We start from the raw sequence: 17698 nt of genomic DNA, 5'->3' as shown, positions 1-17698 counted from the left end.
CCGCGCCGCAGCGCTTTCCCATACCGGAGCATCGGAGGATGGCAGTTCCTTGGCCTGCCGCCCTCACCACCAGCCAGCCACGCCATGCACCAGCTGGCGCCGGAGTACAAAATTACCGAACGGCAGATGTGTAGTATTGAAAGAAAATTTTAACTAGTGAAAAAATGCTAATGCCAACTTGAAATTGCCTCGACCAATAAATCCATCACAATCTTTCTTGTGAAATATAATTCCAGACCAAGTAGAGTATTTTAATCGGCGACAGCGAGTTAACTTAATAAATTGTCATGCATGTTCGAACAGAGCTTTTGGCATAGAATTTTTTTCATCCTCGGAGAATTCCAGCAACCTCGTCCTGTAGGACAGATCAGAAAAAGGTCCTTCCATAATTAGGAATTTTCCTTTCTCTGCGAAAAACATCGGATTAACATCTCGCCTGACAATATCAGCAAACCAATTCGCCGCTTTTGTTGCCTGGTATATTAATGAATAGCACTCATCCATCCACTCCGTATACAACCTCAAGTCCCTATCGTAATTCGGATTGTAACTCATTGCTTTGTAAAATTTGAACGGATAGTAGCAATCCCCATGCAGGTCAGCATGCTCAAGATATTTTTGCGCTGCCTGGTTGAGCAGAATAGAAAGAGTGATTGCCGAATTTTTTAGCTCTTCAAAATCACTTGGCCAAATGGCTGAAATAATTTTTTGACGAAAATCGAAATGCATATTAGGTCGCTTTTTCTCCCACCTTGGGTCGGGGGACAAGGCGAAGCTAGTCCAGTTTTGCCAATTTTCTAGATCGCATAATTCCACAGCAGAGTCCACTATGGATGCAATAATTGCCTGTTTTGCTATTTTGACGTGATCAACGGTTTCACTAAGTGTTTCAGTCACCCAAAGCTCGTGTTCTGACTTAACTTGATGAAGGCGCTCCACTGGCCAGTCAGGCTCATTGCTATCAATTTCAGTGTGATGTGTAGGGCAGAGCAGGATTAAATTATGATAGCTATCTCTCTGTTCTGCAGTTAGCGGGCTTGTTGACCTAGCCGATCCGGACTTATCTCCTACAATATGAGCTTGTTCGCCCAGCGTAAAACTAGAGGTTACTGATAAAGCATCCTGTGTAAGTACTACCCTGCAGATTGCACAACGATTTCCGGAGCGTCCCCAGAGAAGTTTTATATCTTTCTGTTTGATGGTCATATTCTGGCCTGTAGTGCATGTCATCAAATATACACCCGTACAGGTGTACGTTAAATCAATCAATGTGTAGAGCAGATGTGAGTATTTTTTCCGTTAATTTCAACAATCTGGGTTTACTCAATCCGTGAAGTACATAACCAAATGAAACTACCAAAGGACACGACCACCAACAACTGACTGTCCATCCACATAGTCAATTCATAGCCATCCCATCAGCTACAGATGGGATGGCTTTAGGTAACTCCATCCACTCACAGATACCCAACAAAAAGACTGCAGACAACGCATATGTCTATGACAACCAGTCTCAGCTAGTTGGAAACTGCGAAATTTCTACTGTTAGCCGATGGCAGTTATCGCTATTACATTATCATGAATAGCCAAATTATCCGAGTCAGCAAGGGTTAGCCCCCGCTGTCGTTGCTCTTCCGCCCAAAGAGAGAGTGCCAACGACATCTTGTTGTCATTTGTCAGCATAGCCTGACAGCCTCACCCCACTGAACCCCTTCACAGCGCCCCACTCGGGGCGCTTTTCTATTCTGGTGGCCATTACCTACTTTGATGGACGCCAGCACCATGGCCAGCCGCCTTCTTTCCGACCTTCACCCCGACTTGCAGCCCTTGGCGCATGCCTTTGTCCGCCAGTGCGCGGATGCTGGGGTGGATGTATTGATTTACTGCACCTGGCGCTCCGGAGCCGAGCAGGATGCTTTATATGCCCAGGGCCGCAGCAAGCCAGGCCCGAAAGTCACCAATGCCCGCGCCGGGCAGTCCGCCCACAACCACACCATCCAGGGCAAGGCCGCGTCCCGTGCTTTTGATGCCGTGCCCATGGTAGGTGGCAAGCCGCAATGGGATGCCCGTCACCCGCACTGGCAAGTGATGGGCCGTATTGGCGAGGGGCTGGGGCTGAACTGGTATGGCAACCCGAAAGCCCGGTTCCGCGAGTTTCCGCATTTTGAACTGGCCAGGGGGTGGCAGTAATGGGCTGGCTGGACCTGATCCGCAACCCGGCCAGCGGGCGGCTGTCCACCAGCGACAGCACGCTGGTGGGGGCGTTTGTGGTCAGCTCGCTGGTGCTGCTGTGGATTACCGTGCAGGGCAAGCTGGATGAGTGGCTGTATGTCGGTTATCTGGCGGCCTGGGTGGCGCAGAACCAGGCATCAAAGCGAGCGGCGATTGCCCGCGATGCCTTGCAGCAGGAGGAAGGCCGATGACGCTGCCCTTTGCCAACCACCGCTGGGTGTGGCTGCTGGGTGCGGTCACCCTGGCTGCCGGGCTGTTTACCGCCGGATACCGCTGGGCCGAGCGTAGCAATCTGGCCGATATCGCCCGACAGCAAGCCAACTATGCCCAACAACAGCGCCAGCAGGCGGAAGCCCAGGCCGAGGCGCTGGTCAGCGCGCTGCGTGACAAACAGCAGCTTGAAGAACAGGCCTACCGGGTGGGCGTGGCGCTGTTGCAAGCCCGCGCCGACCTGGCCCGCCAGCAGGCACAACTCAGCCGGAGGATTGCCCATGTCGTACAGCAGGATGGCGAGCGCTTTACTGGCCTTGGCCCTGACAGCCTGCGCCTCTATCGCGCCGCGCTCGGTTACGCCAGTGACGATGCACATCTGCCCGCAGCCGACCCCGGAGCTGCGGTTCAAGCCGATCAAACCACCACCGCCGCAGGCGGATTACCACCCTTAGCCCTGCTGTACCACGCGGCCGACTATGGCCAGTGGTGCCAGCAGCTGGAACAGCAACTGGATGCCTGGCAGGCGCTGTTTCCGCCAACCCAAGGAGAAGCCCATGCCGGACCATGAAGAACTGCAACGTGCGCTGGGCCGCATGGAAGGCAAGATGGACCTGATGCTGGCGCGGCAGAACATCCACAACGAGCGCATCGACCGCATGGACGGCCGCCTGCGCGACGTGGAAATCCGCGCCTCCAAGAACGGCGCGGTCAGCGGAGCCATTGCCGCCATCGGCACCGCCATTGCGGCGGAAATGATCAAGCGTGGAATCCTGTAGTGGCACACGGGCAGGACACCCGCGACAAGCTGCGCCGCCTGTATGTGCTGGAGCGCATCAGCCTGGAAATCGCCGCCCTGCAATGCGGCATTTCCCAGTCCACCGCCAGCCGCTGGAAGCGTGAGGCGCTGGACAAAGGCGATGACTGGGACAAGCTGCGCGCCGCCCACCTGCTGGCCGGCGACGGCATCGAAGCCGTGGCCCGCGCCGCGCTGGCCGGCTTCATGACCCAGTACCAGGCCACCATGGACGCGCTGAATGCCAACCCGGACATCCCGCCGGAAAAGAAGGTGCAGATTCTGGCCAGCCTGGCTGACAGCTTCAATAAGACGGTGGCCGCCAGCAAGCGCGTGCTGCCGGAAACCAGCCAGCTGGCCACCGCGATGGAGGTGGTGCAGAAGCTGGCTGGGTTTATCCGGGAGCGTTACCCCAAACACGCCCAGGCCTTTGTCGAGGTGCTGGAGCCGTTTGGGGAGGAGTTGGCTAAGGCTTACGGATAAAAATGGATAAATGTTTATGCTCGAGTCTCAAGAGTCTCGGTTCCACATACTGCACATTTGTAAGTCCTCCTATTCATTGTTCGAATCGGACTTTGAAGAATAACAAGATTTCTATTAAGGAAGCACGTTGGACAGTAGTAAGGAGGAGGGCTATGGAGATCAGGTTCCTGTCCATTTTCGATGTAAACATGGCATCCATCATGGATGGAAACAAGCTGATATCGGGATTTAGTCTCTTCCCACGACTCAACACTCGCAAGTTTAGATTCCAACTCTTTTATTTGGCGTTGTAAATCTTCACGTTCGTTCCTGGCGTTAAACAGCTTGTCCTGCACATCCAGAATCACGGCATTCAGCTCAAGCGCTTTTCCACTGACTGCAGCAGCTTCCTTGATTTCAATAAGTGCCTTAGTGATGTCCTTGGCTGCAGTCAAACCTGAATACGCACCTGTTATCCAGTCGATCATTGATAAGCTCCTATGCAAATGAAATATAAGTTTACCAAAAAATCCTTCCTGCAGGACCTCGCCCAGCTGGCCGCTGCCTACCGCAGCCAGCTGGAGGCCGAATGCGAAGGCTTCGACCCGGACCCGGCCGCCAGTCAGGCGCGCCGGCTGCAGGCCATGGCCAGCTTCCGCTTTTTTGCACTTACCTACTTTCCGCACTACACCCGGCGCGAACCAGCACGGCTGCACGACTACCTGTTTACCCGCTTCCAGCAGATCATCGACAACCACTTCGGCGACCACGACGCAGTGGCCGCGCCACGTGGCCATGCCAAGTCCACGCTGATCACCCAGATCGGCACGCTGTGGTGTGTCATCACCGGCCGCAAGCACTACCCCATCCTGGTGATGGACGCGCTGGACCAGGCATTACCGATGCTGGAAGCCATCAAGGCCGAGCTGGAATTCAACCCGCGCCTGCTGTGTGACTTTCCCGAAGCCTGCGGTCAGGGCCGGGTGTGGCAGGTGGGCACCATTCTGACCCGCAATGACGCCAAGATAGAAGTGTTCGGCTCCGGCAAGCGCATCCGCGGTCGGCGGCACGGGCCGTGGCGGCCGGATCTGGTGATCGGCGACGATCTGGAAAACGACGACAATGTGCGCAGCCCGGAGCAGCGCGACAAGCTGCATGCCTGGCTCAACAAAAGCCTGCTGTCGCTGGGCGATGCCGACGACAGCCTGGACGTGTTCATCATCGGCACCATCCTGCATTACGACTCGGTGCTGGCGCGGCTGCTGGCCAACCCGCTGTGGCACGGGGCCAAGTTTCGCGCCGTGGAGCAATGGCCGGAACGCATGGACCTGTGGGACCACTGGACCGAGCTGCTGCTGGCGCAGGGGGTGGATACCGCCCTCGCCTACTACCAGGCACACCAGCCGGAGATGGACGCCGGGGTGCAGATCTGCTGGCCGGGCGGCACCAGCTTTTACCGGCTGATGGTAAAGCGCGCCCGCGATGGCAAGGCGGCATTCGACAGCGAACAGCAAAACGACCCGCTGTCCGGCGACGATGCCCCGTTTGCCCAGTGCATCCACTTCTGGGTCAACCGCCTGGCCGAGTGGCTGTTTTACGGGGCCTGCGACCCCTCGCTGGGCCGGGCCGGTGCCAGCCGCGACCCGTCCGCCATCCTGGTGGGCGGCTACAACCGCCACAACGGCGTGCTGGACGTGGTGGAAGCCAGCATCCGCAAGCGCCTGCCGGACCGCATCATTGAAGACGTCATCGCCTTGCAGCAGCAATACCACTGCCTGCTGTGGCTGGTGGAGTCCGTCCAGTTCCAGGAATTCATGCGTACCGAGCTGGTGAAACGTGCCGCTGCACGTGGCATCCCGGTGCCGGCGCGTGGTGTCACGCCGATTGCCGACAAGCTGCTGCGCATCGAAACCCTGCAACCGCATATGGCCAATGGCCTGATCCGCCTGCATCCCTCGCAACACACACTGATCGAGCAGCTGCGCCACTTTCCCAAGGCCGACCACGACGACGGCCCGGACGCGCTGCAGATGCTATGGGCCGCCGCCACCAGCAGCAGCAACGCCATCGCCTATACCCCGGTTCACCGCGAACAGGCCGCTGCCTTTGGCGGCGGTGCCTGGTAGGAGTCGCCATGCCCCGTCTGCTGGATCAATACGGCCAGCCCCTCCAGCGCGAAGTGCTGGCCGAACCACAAACCGCCCGCATTGGCTGGGTAACACGGGAGTTTGCCGAGCATCCCTCACGCGGCCTTACCCCGGCGCGGCTGCACCGCGTGCTGGAAGACGCCGAACAGGGCGTGCTCAGCGCCCAGGCCGACCTCTTCACCGATATGGAAGAAAAGGACGGCCACATCTTTGCCGAGATGAGCAAGCGCAAGCGCGTGCTGCTGACGCTGGACTGGTCCATCGTGCCCCCGCCACAGGCCAGCGCCGCCGAAAAATCCCTGGCTGGCCGCCTGCAGGAATGGCTGGACAATATGCCCGACCTGGACGACGTGCTGCTGGATTGCCTGGACGGCATCGGCCATGGCTTTGCCGCGCTGGAAATCCACTGGCAGCAGCTGGGGCGGGAGTGGCTGCCGGAGAAGCTCAGTCATCGGCCACAGCGCTGGTTCCAGACCCTGCCAGAAAACGGCAACGCACTGCGCCTGCGCGATGGCAGCACCGAAGGCGCAGTGTTATGGCCGTTTGGCTGGGTACTGCACCAGCACCGCGCCAAGTCCGGCTACCTTACCCGCGCCGGGCTGCACCGTGTTTTGTGCTGGCCTTATCTGTTCAAGAACTACGCGGTGCGGGACCTGGCCGAGTTTCTGGAAATCTACGGCCTGCCGCTGCGGGTGGGCAAATACCCCAGCGGGGCCACCGATGCTGAAAAAACCACCCTGCTGCAGGCGGTGGCGGGCATTGGCCACAACGCTGCCGGCATCATCCCGGAAGGCATGCTGATCGAGTTCCAGGAAGCAGCCAAGGGCAGTCACGACCCTTTTCAGGCGATGATGGACTGGTGCGAACGCACCCAGAGCAAGGCCATCCTGGGCGGCACCCTCACCAGCCAGGCCGACGGCAAAACCAGCACCAACGCACTGGGGCAGATCCACAATGAAGTGCGCCACGACCTGACGGTCAGCGATGCCCGCCAGCTGGAAGGCACGCTCAGCCGCGATCTGCTCTACCCGCTGGCGGTGCTCAACAGTGGCCAGATCGACCCGCGCCGCCTGCCGCGCCTGGTGTTCGACACCCGCGCCGTGGAGGACATGGCCAGCTATGCCGACAGCCTGCCCAGGCTGGTGGGGCTGGGCCTGAAAGTGCCGGTCAGCTGGGTGCGTGACAAGCTGGCCATCCCGGCCCCGGCCGAGGGCGAGGAAGTGCTGAGCGCGCCACGGCCGGAGCTGGCCTTGCCACCGGCACTGCGGCCAGCAACCAAACCCGACAAGGCCGCGCTGCACTACCGCGCCGTGCTGCGTAATAGCGACGGCGAACTGGTCTACCCGGACCAGCAAGCCATCGACGACATCAGCCTGCCGCAGCTGGACAGTGCCGTGCAGCAGCTGCTGGCCCCACTGATTTCCCGCATTCAGTCCGGCGAAAATCCGGATAAGGTGATGGCCAGCCTGGCCATGGCCTGGCCGGAACTGGAAGACAGCCAGCTGCAACAGTTGCTGGCCCAGGCCATCTTTGTGGCTGATCTGTGGGGCCGCTTGCATGGCGACAGCTGACTTAAGCTTTGCCATCAGCCTGCCGCCAGAGCAGGCCATCCGCTACTTTGAAGCCAAGGGCTACACCATCGGCTTTAACTGGCAGGAGGTGTGGGGCGAAGCCCACGCCCGCGCCTTTACCGTGGCGGGCGTCACCAAACTCGACATCCTGGCTGACATCAAGCAGGCACTTGCCGAAGTATTAAAAAATGGCCAAACCCTGGCCGACTTCCAGAACCGCCTGCAACCACTACTGGAGGCCAAGGGCTGGTGGGGCAAGGGCCGCATCGTGGACCCGGACAGCGGCGAAATCATCGGCAAGCGGCTGAACCCGCGCCGGCTGGACACCATCTTCCGCACCAATCTGCAGTCGGCCTATATGGCCGGGCGCTACCGGGCGCAGCTGGACAATGCCGAGGCGCGGCCGTGGTGGGAATATGTGGCGGTGATGGACAACCGCACCCGCCCCATGCACCGTCAGCTGCATGGCCGTGTGTTCCGCTTTGACGACCCGTTCTGGCGCAGCTTTTACCCGCCCAATGGCTGGCGCTGCCGCTGCCGGGTACGCACCCGCAGCAGTGCAGACCTCACCCGCCTGGGCCTGCAGGCCGATGACAGCAACGGCCAACTGGCAACCGTGGACCAGCCCATCGACCGCCAGGGCAACACCCGCCCGGCCCCGGCATGGACCAACCCGCTCACCGGCCAGCGCTTCATGGCCGATGCCGGTTTTGGCTTGGAACCCCGGCCGCCGCCGCCTGGCAACCGGAGCTGGACAATTACCCGGCTGACATCGCCCGCCACTACGTGCAAGGCAGCCTCAGCGGGCCGGACTTCGCCCGCAGCTATACCCGGCTGGAACAGGCGGTCAGTCAGTCATTAAAGGATGGCAAAGACAGCAGCGTACTGCGCCAGGCACTGGGCAGCGGCCAGCGCTGGCCGGTGGGCGTGCTGCACCCGTCCGACATGGCCAGACTGAGCACACACAGCCAGACGGTTTGGCTGTCTGACGACACGTTGATCAAACAACTGGCTCACCGCCAGGGACAGGCAGTGGCACTGGAAGACTACTGGCGGGTGCAACAGGTGCTGGAGCAGCCGGAATTGATCCTGGCCGAACGCGATCTGCATTTGAAGTTTGTTCGACAGCATGGCCGCTGGTGGGCGGCGGTGGTCAAGGTGACGCGGGACGGCAAGGAAAACTGGTTGCAGAGTTTCTATCCAACCAGTGACAAGGAAGTCAGCCGCATCAGAAAGAGCAGCCGTTTGATATGGGAGAAATAAGCCCGGGAGAGGCTCCCGGCACTCTCACGCGATCCGTCTTGCAACGTCCTACGGCAGGGAGATTCACCGTGTTTCCGGGCTAGTCACCAGTATAGCGCAGCACTGCACTACAAAGTGACAAGCCGCCCCAAAGGACGGCTTGTGAAATTGGTGGTACCGGGAGAACCTGAAAAAGCGCTCGACAGACAGACAGCGACGGACCAGCCCTCGCCTCATACAACATCCCGGGTAAAACCCTGCTACCGATACCTTGTTTAAAATTAGACCATGATTTCTCTTAATGTAAAGATAAATTCTGTAGAACAGACACTGCGCCGCCTGCAACAGGCCACCAGCCACACCGCCCCGCTGATGCGCAATATCGCCGGCATCATGGCCGATGCGGTGGAGCAGAACTTTGCCGAAGAAGGCCGCCCGGCCTGGCTGGGGCTGAAACCTTCATCCTGGTTGTCCCGCGCCGGGGCACTGACCAAACGCGGCCAGGTATCCGCCGCCCGCTTCGAGCGCAAGGTACGCGGTGGCAAGATGCTGCAAGACAGCGGCCGCCTGGCCAGCAGCATCACCCCGGCTAGCGATGCCAACAGCGCCCAGGTCGGTACCAATGTGAAATACGCCGCCATCCACCAGTTCGGCGGCCAGACCAGCGCCCACACCATCCGCCCCCGCAACAAGAAAGCCCTGGCCTGGGCCACCGGCCGCCACCCGGTGAAGCAGGTGAACCACCCCGGCAGCAAGATCCCGGCACGGCCCTTCCTGCAACTGACGGCGTGGGATGAGGGAGAGATAGAACGGGCGGTGGAGGACTATCTGCGCGGGGTGGTCGGGCAGTAATAGCAACAAGGCGCAGAAACGGCCTCTGGCGCGTTGCAAGCTGCCCGGATGGGGCAGTGCCGCAGCGCAGGGGCGATCGTTGAAATTAAACGGGGTTTAAACGGGCAACAAGACAACTACTATTGGAAAGCGCAAGCAGTTACACTCTGGGCAGGAGCCTGTTTACCATGAATAAGATTTTTACCATTGGCTACGAAGGGGCAGATGTTGCCGACTTCATTGCCACCCTCAAGTCCGCCAATGTCGATGTATTGCTGGACATCCGAGAAATGCCCCTCTCGCGCAAGACCGGGTTTTCCAAGACTGCCCTTAATCTGCTGGTTACTTGCGCTGGTATCGAGTACCAGCATATCAGAAGCTTGGGAGCACCCAAGCCAGTACGCAACAATCTGAAGGCCACTGGCGACTGGGGCCAGTACTTTAGGGAGTTTGATGCCTATCTGGATACGCAGTATGATTTTCTCATTGATTTGTCATCTAAAATCGATGGGAATGTCGCACTGATGTGTTACGAGCGTGACCCCAAGCAATGCCACCGCTCATCTGTGGCTAGGGAGTTGGGCAATATCACAGGTGCCAGACCCGTTCACTTGGGCGTTCAACACCATGTCAGAACCGGAAACCCGCAGGATCTGTGTTTTAGTCAAGGCACATCCCCAGCCTAGTCAATTAATGCGTGAAACAGTTTGCTGTGCTGGTATCTGTATTGATACCGGCCAGTTTCTGCGGCTGTATCCGATACCTTATCGCCAGTTGAGCAAGGAGCAACGCTTCAACCGCTACGACATTATCGAAGTGTCCTGTGCCAGAAATACCAGCGATCACCGACCTGAAAGTTACAAGGTCAACCCTGACAGCATCAAAATACTGACAGCAGCCAAAGCAAGCGAACAGGAAAGCAAGCATCGGTTATGGTTACCTCACGTATCAGCCTCACTGGAGGCCCTTCGGGCCGAAAACCAGATCACCAAACGTAGCCTGGGCATCATCAAACCAGACGAAGGTTCGATCAGGTTCATCATGAACAAATTATCAGATGAACAGATGGCAGAACGTGAAGCCATTCAGTCGGTATATCAACAGTCATTGTTGTTTAACGACAATGCAACATCCCCGCTACCAAGTCCGCAGTACAGCTTTAAATACCGTTACACCTCCGCAGGTAAATCTTCCGAGATGACACTGCACGATTGGGAAGTTCAGGCGGCCTACTGGAATTTTACGCGCCAGTATGGCCATTCCGAAGGGTTGGACAAACTACGGTACAAATATCAAACCGAGCTACCAGAAAGGAATCTGCATATCATTCTGGGCACCATGAAGGCACATCCACATCAATTTATTGCTATCGGTTTGCTTCGCCCGAAAAACCTAGAGGCCATTCAGAGCCAACCCACTTTGTTTTAAGAACGGCTAACAAAATAGCGTAGCGGCCCTGGCACAAGGCAGCGCTAGGCAGCAGCAGGTTTTTTGTTAGCTACGCTAAGCACTGAACCCCTTCACACAGTCCCACCCCCAGCATGCCCCGCACACTGCGGGGCATGGCACTTATTGAACACCACATCGCCGCACTGACGGTTGACATCACCCCCGGACAGACAGCCCTCAAGCTGCTGCCGGCGGGGACCTTTCGTGCTCGTGATGGCCGCCCCACCGAATGCCCTTACTGGCGGATGGATGCCGCCCTGGCCGCTGCGCTGGTAATTGCGGCAGCCCAGCGCCAGACGCGCTATGTCATCGACTACGAACACCAGACCCTGAACAGTCCGGTCAATGGCCAGCCTGCGCCGGCTGCCGGCTGGTTCGGCACGCTGGAGTGGCGTGACGATGGCTTGTACGCCACCGATGTGCAATGGACGGCCCGCGCCGCCGCCATGATAGACGCGCTGGAATACCGCTATCTGTCGCCGGTGTTCGCTTACGACAAGGCGGGCAATGTCATTGCCCTGCTGCATGTCGCCCTCACCAACAACCCCGCGCTGGACGAATTGCCGGAGCTGCAACTGGCGGCCCTGTCTCGTCTGGCCGGGGCGCTTTTCCCCACTCCCGCTACGGAGACCACCCCCATGGATATAGAGGAATTGCTGGCGCAACTGCGCTGGCTGCTGGGCCTGCCCGCCGAGGCCGACCAAGCTGCGGCACAGGCCGCTTTAACGGCACTGATAGGCCAATTGTCGGATGGCAAAGGCATGGCTGCCGCCAGCGTGGACCTGCGCCAGTTGCTGGCCAGCCAGCAGACGCAGATTGCCGCGCTGACGGCTAACCAGGCCGACCCGGCGCGCTTTGTGCCGGTCGACACCATGCGCGCCCTGCAACAACAGGTCGCCAGCCTCAGCGCCCAGCTGCAAAGCGGCTCGCAGGAGCAGTTGATTAGCGCGGCACTGGCCGATGGCCGGCTGCTGCCGGCGCAGGAAGCCTGGGCGCGGGAGCTGGCCGGCAGCAATCTGGCCGCGCTGACCAGTTATCTGGCTACTGCACCGCGCATTGCCGCGCTGTCCGGCACCCAGACCGGTGGAAAACCACCGGCAGGCGATGCCCCCACCACGCCGGATGCCGACACCCTGGCCATTTGCCAGCAGTTCGGCCTCGACCCGGCAGCACTCAAGGACTAAGCCATGGCCCAGACCAACAAGGACCGCAACACGCCAATGATGGACGGCCAGTTGCTACGCCTCCCCATGGCAGCGGGTGTCACCATCCCTGCAGGCAGCCTCGTCACGGTTTCCAATAACGACGGCATGGCTTACAGCTTTCCCAACCCCAGCATGGTGGCCGTGGGCCGGGCAGAGGAAAACAAGCAAAACAGTGGCGCGGCGGGTAGCGAATTTGTGCTGGTGCGCCGTGGCAAGGCTTTCAGGTGGGACAACAGCCCCAACGATCCCGTCCCGGCCACCAACCTGTACCGCCCCTGCTATGTGCAGGACAACCAGACGGTGCGTCGCACTGATATGGGGGGCCAGATGCCCCAGGCCGGCACCGTCATCCAGATCGACCCGGACGGCGTCTGGGTACTGATGTAAGGAGCGCTTCATGCTGATCAATGCCCACAACCTCAAGACCATCTTCCTCAACCTGAAGACCATCTTCAACAAAGCATTCGAGGCCGCGCCCAGCCAGTGGCAGGAAGTGGCCATGCTGGTGCCGTCCAGTGCCCGGCAGAACGACTATGCCTGGCTCAGCCGCTTCCCGCGCATGAAAAAGTGGATTGGAGACAAGGCGGTCAAGGCGCTGGAAGCCTCGAAATACACCATTGTCAACGACGACTGGGAAGCCACCGTCGAGGTGGACCGCAACGACATCGAAGACGACCAGCTCGGCATCTACAAGCCGCAGGCCGAGATGGCGGGTTTCTCTGCCAAGCAGCTGCCGGATGAAATCGTGTTCGAGCTGGTCAACCTGGGATTCAGCAGCCGCTGCTACGACGGCCAGTATTTCTTTGACAAGGACCACCCGGTGAATGGCAAGTCGGTGTCCAACCGGGGTACGGCCAAACTGTCCGCTGCCAGCGTGGCGGCGGCACGCGCCAGCTACGGTGCCGCCCGCACCGCCATGCGCAAATTCCGTGACGACGAAGGCCGCCCCCTCAACATCACTCCCAATGTGCTGCTGGTGGGGCCCGCGCTGGAAGACGAAGCCAACGCACTGATGACGGTGGACCGGCTGGAGGATGGCAAGGCCAACCCCTACAAGGGCACCGCAAAAGTCGTTGTCGCTCCGTGGCTGAACTCGGATACCGCCTGGTATCTGCTGGATACCAGCAAGCCGGTGAAGCCCTTTGTCTACCAGGAGCGCAAGCGGCCGGAATTCGTGCAGCAGACCGACCCGCAGGCCGACGACGTGTTCATGCGCAAGCGTTACAAGTTCGGGGCCGAAGCACGCGCGGCCGGCGGCTATGGTTTCTGGCAGCTTGCTTATGGTTCTGACGGCACTGCTGGGTAAGGAGGAGCACAACATGATCCGCATTACTGCACGGGACGACGGCTTCCGCCGTGCTGGCATGGCACACAGCGCCACGCCCACCGAACACCCGGACGAGACCTTCACCCCGGAACAACTGCAGGAGCTTCAAGCCGAGCCGCTGCTGGTTGTGGAAGTGCTTCCCGACCCCGCAACCACGGCCAAGGCCAACAGCAAAGCCAAGGGGGCCAGCTGATGTACGCCACGCAGGATGACATGACGGCTCGATTTAGCTTCGCCGCAGGGCGGCTCGCAGAAACTCGCCTGACAGGAGGTGTGCATGGCTTACGCCACGCAGGTTGAAATGACGGCTCGTTTTGGCATGCGCGAGGTCATCGCCCTGACCGACCGCAGCCTGCACGGCGATATCGATGCGGCCGTGCTGCAAGCGGCGCTGGTGGATGCCTCGGCGGAAATCGACGGCTATCTGGCTGCCCGCTATGCGCTGCCGCTGGCCGGGCCGCCGCGCATCATCAGCGGCTATTGCTGTGACATTGCCCGCTACCGCCTGTGTGGCAGCGAAACCCTGCAAACCGAGCTGATCCGCGAACGCTACCAGGACGCCATCCGCTTTCTCACCCTGGCCGCCGCTGGCAAGGTGACGCTGGGCGGCATGCCAAACGGCGGCGTGGCGGCTACCGACAACACCGTGCAGTTTCAGCCGGGCAGCCGCGTGTTTGCCCGTGATGCCGGAGGCTACTGATGATTGCCCTGATCGAAAACGCCATCATCCACCGCCTGCAGCTGGGCCTGGGTCAGCTGGTACGCGAGGTGGGCAGCTATAGCGGCGAGCTGGACGACGAGCTGCCCGAAGCCATCCGCCGCTTTCCGGCGGTGTGGGTGACCTTTGGCGGCATTGTCGACAGCAAGCCGCGCAGTACCAGCCGCCAGCAATACCGGGTGCAGGGCCAGTACGTGGTGATGGTGGGTGAACGTTCGGTACGCAGTCACCTGGCTGGTCGTCAGGGCGGCCCCGGCCCCGGCGAAGTCGGCAGCTATGCCCTTGTACGGGCGGTGCGCCGCCTGCTGACCGAGCAGGACCTGGGCCTGGCCATCAGCCCGTTAACGCCAGGCAAGGTGCGCACCCTGTTTAACACCCGTCTGGCGACCAGGCATTCAGCGTGTTCGCCTGTGAATTTGCCTGCAGCTGGCTGGAGCAAGCCTTGCCGCCTGGCCATTGGCCGACACCTCCGGCCGCAGATGAAGACGGTGCCATCGACGCCCGCGACCCCGATGCCGTGTTCAGCCTGGCCCATGGCCAGACCGGCGCAGCCGACCCGCCCTTGCTGGGTATCGGCCTCAACTACCACCTGTCTCCGGACGACGGCCAGGCCGACGCCCAGGACATGCTCAGGAGTACCTCATGAACGTGATTGCCGCCCCCGGCCTGCAAGTGCCGATGGAAGACCAGCCGCGCCGCTACATCAGCGACAGCGAATCTGTAACGGTGGAGCCGACTGCCTATTACTTGCGCCAGCTGGCCGATGGTGACCTGCTGGAGGCAGACCAGGCTGACAGCCAGGATCTGGCTGCCCTCGACCACCTGCCCGACGACAGCGCAGAGCTGGCCGCAGTCGGTGTCAAAAAAACCGCCAGCAGCAAGAAAGGAACAGCCTGATGGCCAGCCAGCACATCAACTTCGACACCATCCCGGCCAGTACCCGCAAGCCGGGCCATTACTACGAATTCAACACCCGGCTGGCAGTACGCACCCTGCCGGGCAACCCGCAGCGCGTACTGGTGATTGGCCAGCGACTGGCGTCCGGCAGCCAGCCGGCCTTGCAAGCGGTGGACGTGTTCAGCGATGCCCAGGCCGCCCAGCTGTTTGGCCAGGGCAGCCAGGCCCACCTGATGGCACGGGCAGCGATTACGGCCAATCCTTATCTGCAACTCACCGTGGTGGCAGTGGATGACAATCCGGCATCCAACCCGGCCATCGGCAAGTTCGACATGGGCGGCGTCGCAGAAAACGCCGGCGTGTTCAGCATGTGGATAGGCGCACAGCGAATTGACGTGCCGGTGGCCATCGGTGACACCGGCCAGATGGTGGCCAAGGCGCTGCAAAACGCCATTACGCGCCAGGCTGATTTGCCGGTTACCGCCAAAGTCGAAAACAGCTTCCTCATGCTGACCGCCCGCAACAAAGGGGCGGCGGGCAATGACATCAAATTGCGTTATGCCACCAACGCCAAGGGTATCAATCTGGGGGCCGATCGCAGTCTGTATGGTGGCACTCTCGCTCCCGACCTGCGCCCGGCACTGGCTGCGGTCGCCGCGGCTGGCCATCAGATCATTGCCAGCCCGCTGGCGGAAGTCGAAGCCCTGCAACAGCTGCGCCAGCATCTGGAGTTCGTCTCCGGCCCCATGGAGCAGCGCGGAGCCATCGCTACCGCAGGCTGGCCGGGCAGCCTGGCTACCGGCACCGCGCTGATGGCGCAGATCAACAGCGGTCGCATCAGCATGGCCTGGCATCGCGGCTCTTTCGCCCTGCCATGCGAGATTGCCGCCGGTTACGCCGCCGTAGCGGCCAGCGAGGAAGACCCGGCCCGCCCGCTCAACACACTGGAAATCAAGGGGCTGGATGTGCCGCCACTGGCCGACCAGACCATGCGCACCGAGCAGGAAAACGCCCTGTACAACGGGCTGACCCCGCTGGAAGTCGGCCCAGGCGGCCGGGTGCAGATCGTGCGCGCCGTCAGCAGCTATACCCGCAACGCCCAGGGCGTGGAGGATGAAGCGCTGCTGGACCTCACCACCATCCGCACGCTGGACTATGTGCGCCGCGCCTGCCGCCAGCGCACCACCAGCGCTTCCCCGCGACAAGCTGTCCGAACGCACGCCGGACAAGGTGCGCAGCGAAATCCTGGATGTGCTGTACAAGCTGGAGGAGCTGGAAATCCTGGAAGCCGTCGATGCCAACAAGGATGGCGTGCTGGTGGAGCGCGACCTGCAGAACGTGGGCTGGCTGTGCGTGCGCATTCCGGCGGATGTGGTGAATGGCCTGCATGTGATTGCCGGCCGCATCGACCTGCTGCTGTAGCCACCGTAATAACGCCGTCGCGGCATTGCGCTGCCATGGCCTGTTAACACCCGGCAGCGGCTGGAGGCCACCAGACCCGAGAAAGCCGCTGCCACAAACTGGAGCACTCCATGCTGGAAGAATACGCAGGTGCCATCGTGCTGGAAGTCGATGGCCAGGAAGTGGAAGTCATCGACCTTTCCCCTACCACCAAGACCGGCCGCAAGCTGGTGAAAACCATGAACAAGACCGGACGCGCCAAGGGCTTTGCCGAAGGTGTGGCGGAATACGACCTGGCCGCCACCGTCGCCATTCCGCTGACTGGCGACCTGGACTGGGAAGGCATCAAGGGGGCCAAGCTCACCATTTACCCGCTCAGTGCCGGCGGCAAGCGTGAAAGCTGGCTGGACTGCTTTACCACCGAAGTGGGCGAGAAATACAGCGTGGATAACGAAGCGCGGCGCGACATCAAACTGTCCGCACTGCGCAAGGTGAAGGAATAAGCTATGACCCTGCTGGAAAAACTGAAACATGCGGCCAGTCAGCGCCAGCCGGTGCAGCTGGGCGATGCCTGCCTGTGCTTGCGCCTGCTGACCGAGCAGGACTACGCCACCGCGGGGCTGGCCGCCCACCAGACCTTTGCCGATATCACCATGACTGCCACCAGTGCCGAACTGTACGAGCGGCACCTGGCCAACGAACTGCTGGCACTGGCGGTGCTGGATGCCGAGGACGGCCAGCCGGCATTTGCCTCTGCCAGCCAGTTGGCCACCACGCTGACACGGGAACAGAAGGCGTATTTGCTGGAGGAGTATCTGGCCTTTGAGCGGGAGTTCAGCCCGGCCCGCATGACGGACGAGGCATTCCTGGCACTGCTGGACGAGGTAAAAAAAACGCCGCAGACAACGCGTTTGAACGATTCAAGTACCGCCACGCTGAAAAGGCTGGTGCGGTGTTTGGCAAGCCCGCCATCGCCCTGAGCGACGCGGAGTGGCTGTATCTGCTGGCGCTGGCCCAGGTGGTCAGCGCGGAGGATCGCGGCGAGCGGACAGGTACTCGCAGAGTGAAATCGCAACGGCGCAAACCGCCGCCAGCGCCCGCGCCAGCAGCGAAAGTCCGCCAAAAAACAGGATAGCCACCCCGCACAGCAACATCAGCAAGCCGCCGGCCAGTGCCGGCGCGCCCAGTGTCAATAACCATCCCGTCATGG

General features: G+C 60.5%; 25 protein-coding genes and 1 pseudogene. 23 read left to right on the top strand and 3 right to left on the bottom strand.

Features of this window, described 5'->3' with window-relative positions; translation table 11 throughout:
• Positions 1–285: 285 nt before the first annotated feature.
• On the bottom strand, positions 286–1206 hold the full coding sequence (locus AWT75_RS12555) for an HNH endonuclease signature motif containing protein (RefSeq protein ID WP_161937749.1): 921 nt from the start codon (positions 1204–1206) through the stop codon (positions 286–288).
• 576 nt (positions 1207–1782) lie between these two features.
• Between AWT75_RS12555 and AWT75_RS12550 the strand changes: the two genes are divergently transcribed.
• Genes AWT75_RS12550 through AWT75_RS12530 form a run of 5 tightly spaced genes read left to right on the top strand, consistent with a single transcriptional unit; the run spans position 1783 to position 3721 of the window.
• Complete coding sequence (locus AWT75_RS12550; RefSeq protein ID WP_062789397.1) at positions 1783–2190, top strand: M15 family metallopeptidase; 408 nt, start codon at positions 1783–1785, stop codon at positions 2188–2190.
• Positions 2190–2423: a hypothetical protein gene (locus AWT75_RS12545; protein ID WP_045847845.1), complete on the top strand. Its 234-nt coding sequence runs from the start codon at positions 2190–2192 to the stop codon at positions 2421–2423. Before AWT75_RS12550 ends, AWT75_RS12545 begins: the two co-directional genes overlap by 1 nt.
• Positions 2420–3013, top strand: coding sequence for a hypothetical protein (locus AWT75_RS12540; RefSeq protein WP_062789391.1), 594 nt, complete (start codon positions 2420–2422; stop codon positions 3011–3013). Before AWT75_RS12545 ends, AWT75_RS12540 begins: the two co-directional genes overlap by 4 nt.
• Entirely contained in the window at positions 3000–3221 is a 222-nt protein-coding gene (locus AWT75_RS12535) for a hypothetical protein (RefSeq protein ID WP_045847847.1), read from the top strand. The genes AWT75_RS12540 and AWT75_RS12535 overlap by 14 nt, the downstream gene beginning before the upstream one ends.
• Complete coding sequence (locus tag AWT75_RS12530; RefSeq protein ID WP_062789390.1) at positions 3221–3721, top strand: DUF1804 family protein; 501 nt, start codon at positions 3221–3223, stop codon at positions 3719–3721. The genes AWT75_RS12535 and AWT75_RS12530 overlap by 1 nt, the downstream gene beginning before the upstream one ends.
• A gap of 14 nt (positions 3722–3735) precedes the next feature.
• Here AWT75_RS12530 and AWT75_RS21320 read toward each other — a convergent pair whose 3' ends face one another.
• Positions 3736–4188, bottom strand: a complete 453-nt coding sequence (locus tag AWT75_RS21320) for a hypothetical protein (RefSeq protein WP_153013323.1) — start codon at positions 4186–4188, stop codon at positions 3736–3738.
• Positions 4189–4206: 18 nt separating this feature from the next.
• Between AWT75_RS21320 and terL the strand changes: the two genes are divergently transcribed.
• From terL to AWT75_RS12440, 18 genes and pseudogenes are all read left to right on the top strand, one after another.
• The gene (terL, locus tag AWT75_RS12525) at positions 4207–5826 is read left to right on the top strand and encodes a phage terminase large subunit (RefSeq protein WP_062789396.1); all 1620 of its coding nucleotides are present in this window, start codon (positions 4207–4209) and stop codon (positions 5824–5826) included.
• A gap of 8 nt (positions 5827–5834) precedes the next feature.
• Positions 5835–7418: a DUF935 domain-containing protein gene (locus AWT75_RS12520; RefSeq protein WP_062789389.1), complete on the top strand. Its 1584-nt coding sequence runs from the start codon at positions 5835–5837 to the stop codon at positions 7416–7418.
• Positions 7405–8280, top strand: coding sequence for a phage head morphogenesis protein (locus tag AWT75_RS12515; RefSeq protein WP_062789388.1), 876 nt, complete (start codon positions 7405–7407; stop codon positions 8278–8280). The genes AWT75_RS12520 and AWT75_RS12515 overlap by 14 nt, the downstream gene beginning before the upstream one ends.
• A complete protein-coding gene (locus AWT75_RS12510) occupies positions 8205–8681 on the top strand; it encodes a hypothetical protein (RefSeq protein ID WP_062789387.1) in 477 nt (158 codons plus the stop codon). The genes AWT75_RS12515 and AWT75_RS12510 overlap by 76 nt, the downstream gene beginning before the upstream one ends.
• A 267-nt stretch (positions 8682–8948) precedes the next feature.
• Positions 8949–9512, top strand: a complete 564-nt coding sequence (locus AWT75_RS12505) for a phage virion morphogenesis protein (RefSeq protein ID WP_062789386.1) — start codon at positions 8949–8951, stop codon at positions 9510–9512.
• Positions 9513–9679: 167 nt separating this feature from the next.
• Positions 9680–10177 (top strand): DUF488 domain-containing protein, encoded by a 498-nt coding sequence (locus AWT75_RS12500; RefSeq protein WP_062789385.1) that lies wholly within the window; start codon positions 9680–9682, stop codon positions 10175–10177.
• Positions 10119–10919, top strand: a complete 801-nt coding sequence (locus tag AWT75_RS12495) for a hypothetical protein (protein WP_161937748.1) — start codon at positions 10119–10121, stop codon at positions 10917–10919. The genes AWT75_RS12500 and AWT75_RS12495 overlap by 59 nt, the downstream gene beginning before the upstream one ends.
• 134 nt (positions 10920–11053) lie before the next feature.
• Positions 11054–12124, top strand: coding sequence for a phage protease (locus AWT75_RS12490; protein ID WP_062789383.1), 1071 nt, complete (start codon positions 11054–11056; stop codon positions 12122–12124).
• A 3-nt stretch (positions 12125–12127) separates the two neighbouring features.
• Positions 12128–12532 (top strand): hypothetical protein, encoded by a 405-nt coding sequence (locus AWT75_RS12485; protein ID WP_062789382.1) that lies wholly within the window; start codon positions 12128–12130, stop codon positions 12530–12532.
• 10 nt (positions 12533–12542) lie between these two features.
• Positions 12543–13451, top strand: coding sequence for a Mu-like prophage major head subunit gpT family protein (locus tag AWT75_RS12480; protein WP_062789381.1), 909 nt, complete (start codon positions 12543–12545; stop codon positions 13449–13451).
• A 13-nt stretch (positions 13452–13464) separates the two neighbouring features.
• Entirely contained in the window at positions 13465–13665 is a 201-nt protein-coding gene (locus AWT75_RS12475) for an HI1506-related protein (protein ID WP_153013322.1), read from the top strand.
• Between the two features lie 84 nt (positions 13666–13749).
• On the top strand, positions 13750–14172 hold the full coding sequence (locus AWT75_RS12470; protein WP_062789379.1) for a gp436 family protein: 423 nt from the start codon (positions 13750–13752) through the stop codon (positions 14170–14172).
• Positions 14172–14534: pseudogene (locus tag AWT75_RS23855) on the top strand (DUF1834 family protein); the annotation flags it as partial. The gene AWT75_RS12470 and the pseudogene AWT75_RS23855, both read left to right, overlap by 1 nt.
• Before the next feature lie 56 nt (positions 14535–14590).
• Positions 14591–14836 carry a phage protein Gp37 gene (locus tag AWT75_RS22200; protein ID WP_062789377.1) on the top strand — a complete coding sequence of 82 codons (246 nt, stop codon included), beginning with the start codon at positions 14591–14593 and terminating at the stop codon, positions 14834–14836.
• Positions 14833–15087, top strand: coding sequence for a hypothetical protein (locus tag AWT75_RS22195; protein ID WP_062789376.1), 255 nt, complete (start codon positions 14833–14835; stop codon positions 15085–15087). The genes AWT75_RS22200 and AWT75_RS22195 overlap by 4 nt, the downstream gene beginning before the upstream one ends.
• Positions 15087–16556 (top strand): phage tail sheath subtilisin-like domain-containing protein, encoded by a 1470-nt coding sequence (locus AWT75_RS12450; protein ID WP_239689575.1) that lies wholly within the window; start codon positions 15087–15089, stop codon positions 16554–16556. The genes AWT75_RS22195 and AWT75_RS12450 overlap by 1 nt, the downstream gene beginning before the upstream one ends.
• A gap of 63 nt (positions 16557–16619) precedes the next feature.
• The gene (locus AWT75_RS12445; protein ID WP_062789375.1) at positions 16620–16991 is read left to right on the top strand and encodes a hypothetical protein; all 372 of its coding nucleotides are present in this window, start codon (positions 16620–16622) and stop codon (positions 16989–16991) included.
• Positions 16992–16994: 3 nt separating this feature from the next.
• Entirely contained in the window at positions 16995–17468 is a 474-nt protein-coding gene (locus AWT75_RS12440) for a hypothetical protein (protein ID WP_062789374.1), read from the top strand.
• Between the two features lie 42 nt (positions 17469–17510).
• On the opposite strand, the gene AWT75_RS21310 is transcribed toward AWT75_RS12440, so the two are convergent.
• A complete protein-coding gene (locus AWT75_RS21310) occupies positions 17511–17696 on the bottom strand; it encodes a hypothetical protein (protein WP_153013321.1) in 186 nt (61 codons plus the stop codon).
• Between the last annotated feature and the right edge of the window lie 2 nt (positions 17697–17698).

The organism is Aquitalea pelogenes (assembly GCF_001515305.1).
GTDB lineage: Bacteria > Pseudomonadota > Gammaproteobacteria > Burkholderiales > Chromobacteriaceae > Aquitalea > Aquitalea pelogenes.
The sequence above is the reverse complement of the archived record's forward strand: the minus strand, read 5'-3'. Positions and strand labels throughout refer to the sequence as shown.

Bases quoted from the DNA above. Each gene is read 5' to 3' on its own strand.
- AWT75_RS12555 (WP_161937749.1), bottom strand. From the start codon at position 1,206: ATGACCATCAAACAGAAAGATATAAAACTTCTCTGGGGACGCTCCGGA.
- AWT75_RS12550 (WP_062789397.1), top strand. From the start codon at position 1,783: ATGGCCAGCCGCCTTCTTTCCGACCTTCACCCCGACTTGCAGCCCTTG.
- AWT75_RS12545 (WP_045847845.1), top strand. From the start codon at position 2,190: ATGGGCTGGCTGGACCTGATCCGCAACCCGGCCAGCGGGCGGCTGTCC.
- AWT75_RS12540 (WP_062789391.1), top strand. From the start codon at position 2,420: ATGACGCTGCCCTTTGCCAACCACCGCTGGGTGTGGCTGCTGGGTGCG.
- AWT75_RS12535 (WP_045847847.1), top strand. From the start codon at position 3,000: ATGCCGGACCATGAAGAACTGCAACGTGCGCTGGGCCGCATGGAAGGC.
- AWT75_RS21320 (WP_153013323.1), bottom strand. From the start codon at position 4,188: ATGATCGACTGGATAACAGGTGCGTATTCAGGTTTGACTGCAGCCAAG.
- terL (WP_062789396.1), top strand. From the start codon at position 4,207: ATGAAATATAAGTTTACCAAAAAATCCTTCCTGCAGGACCTCGCCCAG.
- AWT75_RS12520 (WP_062789389.1), top strand. From the start codon at position 5,835: ATGCCCCGTCTGCTGGATCAATACGGCCAGCCCCTCCAGCGCGAAGTG.
- AWT75_RS12515 (WP_062789388.1), top strand. From the start codon at position 7,405: ATGGCGACAGCTGACTTAAGCTTTGCCATCAGCCTGCCGCCAGAGCAG.
- AWT75_RS12505 (WP_062789386.1), top strand. From the start codon at position 8,949: ATGATTTCTCTTAATGTAAAGATAAATTCTGTAGAACAGACACTGCGC.
- AWT75_RS12500 (WP_062789385.1), top strand. From the start codon at position 9,680: ATGAATAAGATTTTTACCATTGGCTACGAAGGGGCAGATGTTGCCGAC.
- AWT75_RS12495 (WP_161937748.1), top strand. From the start codon at position 10,119: ATGTCAGAACCGGAAACCCGCAGGATCTGTGTTTTAGTCAAGGCACAT.
- AWT75_RS12490 (WP_062789383.1), top strand. From the start codon at position 11,054: ATGGCACTTATTGAACACCACATCGCCGCACTGACGGTTGACATCACC.
- AWT75_RS12485 (WP_062789382.1), top strand. From the start codon at position 12,128: ATGGCCCAGACCAACAAGGACCGCAACACGCCAATGATGGACGGCCAG.
- AWT75_RS12480 (WP_062789381.1), top strand. From the start codon at position 12,543: ATGCTGATCAATGCCCACAACCTCAAGACCATCTTCCTCAACCTGAAG.
- AWT75_RS12475 (WP_153013322.1), top strand. From the start codon at position 13,465: ATGATCCGCATTACTGCACGGGACGACGGCTTCCGCCGTGCTGGCATG.
- AWT75_RS12470 (WP_062789379.1), top strand. From the start codon at position 13,750: ATGGCTTACGCCACGCAGGTTGAAATGACGGCTCGTTTTGGCATGCGC.
- AWT75_RS22195 (WP_062789376.1), top strand. From the start codon at position 14,833: ATGAACGTGATTGCCGCCCCCGGCCTGCAAGTGCCGATGGAAGACCAG.
- AWT75_RS12450 (WP_239689575.1), top strand. From the start codon at position 15,087: ATGGCCAGCCAGCACATCAACTTCGACACCATCCCGGCCAGTACCCGC.
- AWT75_RS12445 (WP_062789375.1), top strand. From the start codon at position 16,620: ATGCTGGAAGAATACGCAGGTGCCATCGTGCTGGAAGTCGATGGCCAG.
- AWT75_RS12440 (WP_062789374.1), top strand. From the start codon at position 16,995: ATGACCCTGCTGGAAAAACTGAAACATGCGGCCAGTCAGCGCCAGCCG.
- AWT75_RS21310 (WP_153013321.1), bottom strand. From the start codon at position 17,696: ATGACGGGATGGTTATTGACACTGGGCGCGCCGGCACTGGCCGGCGGC.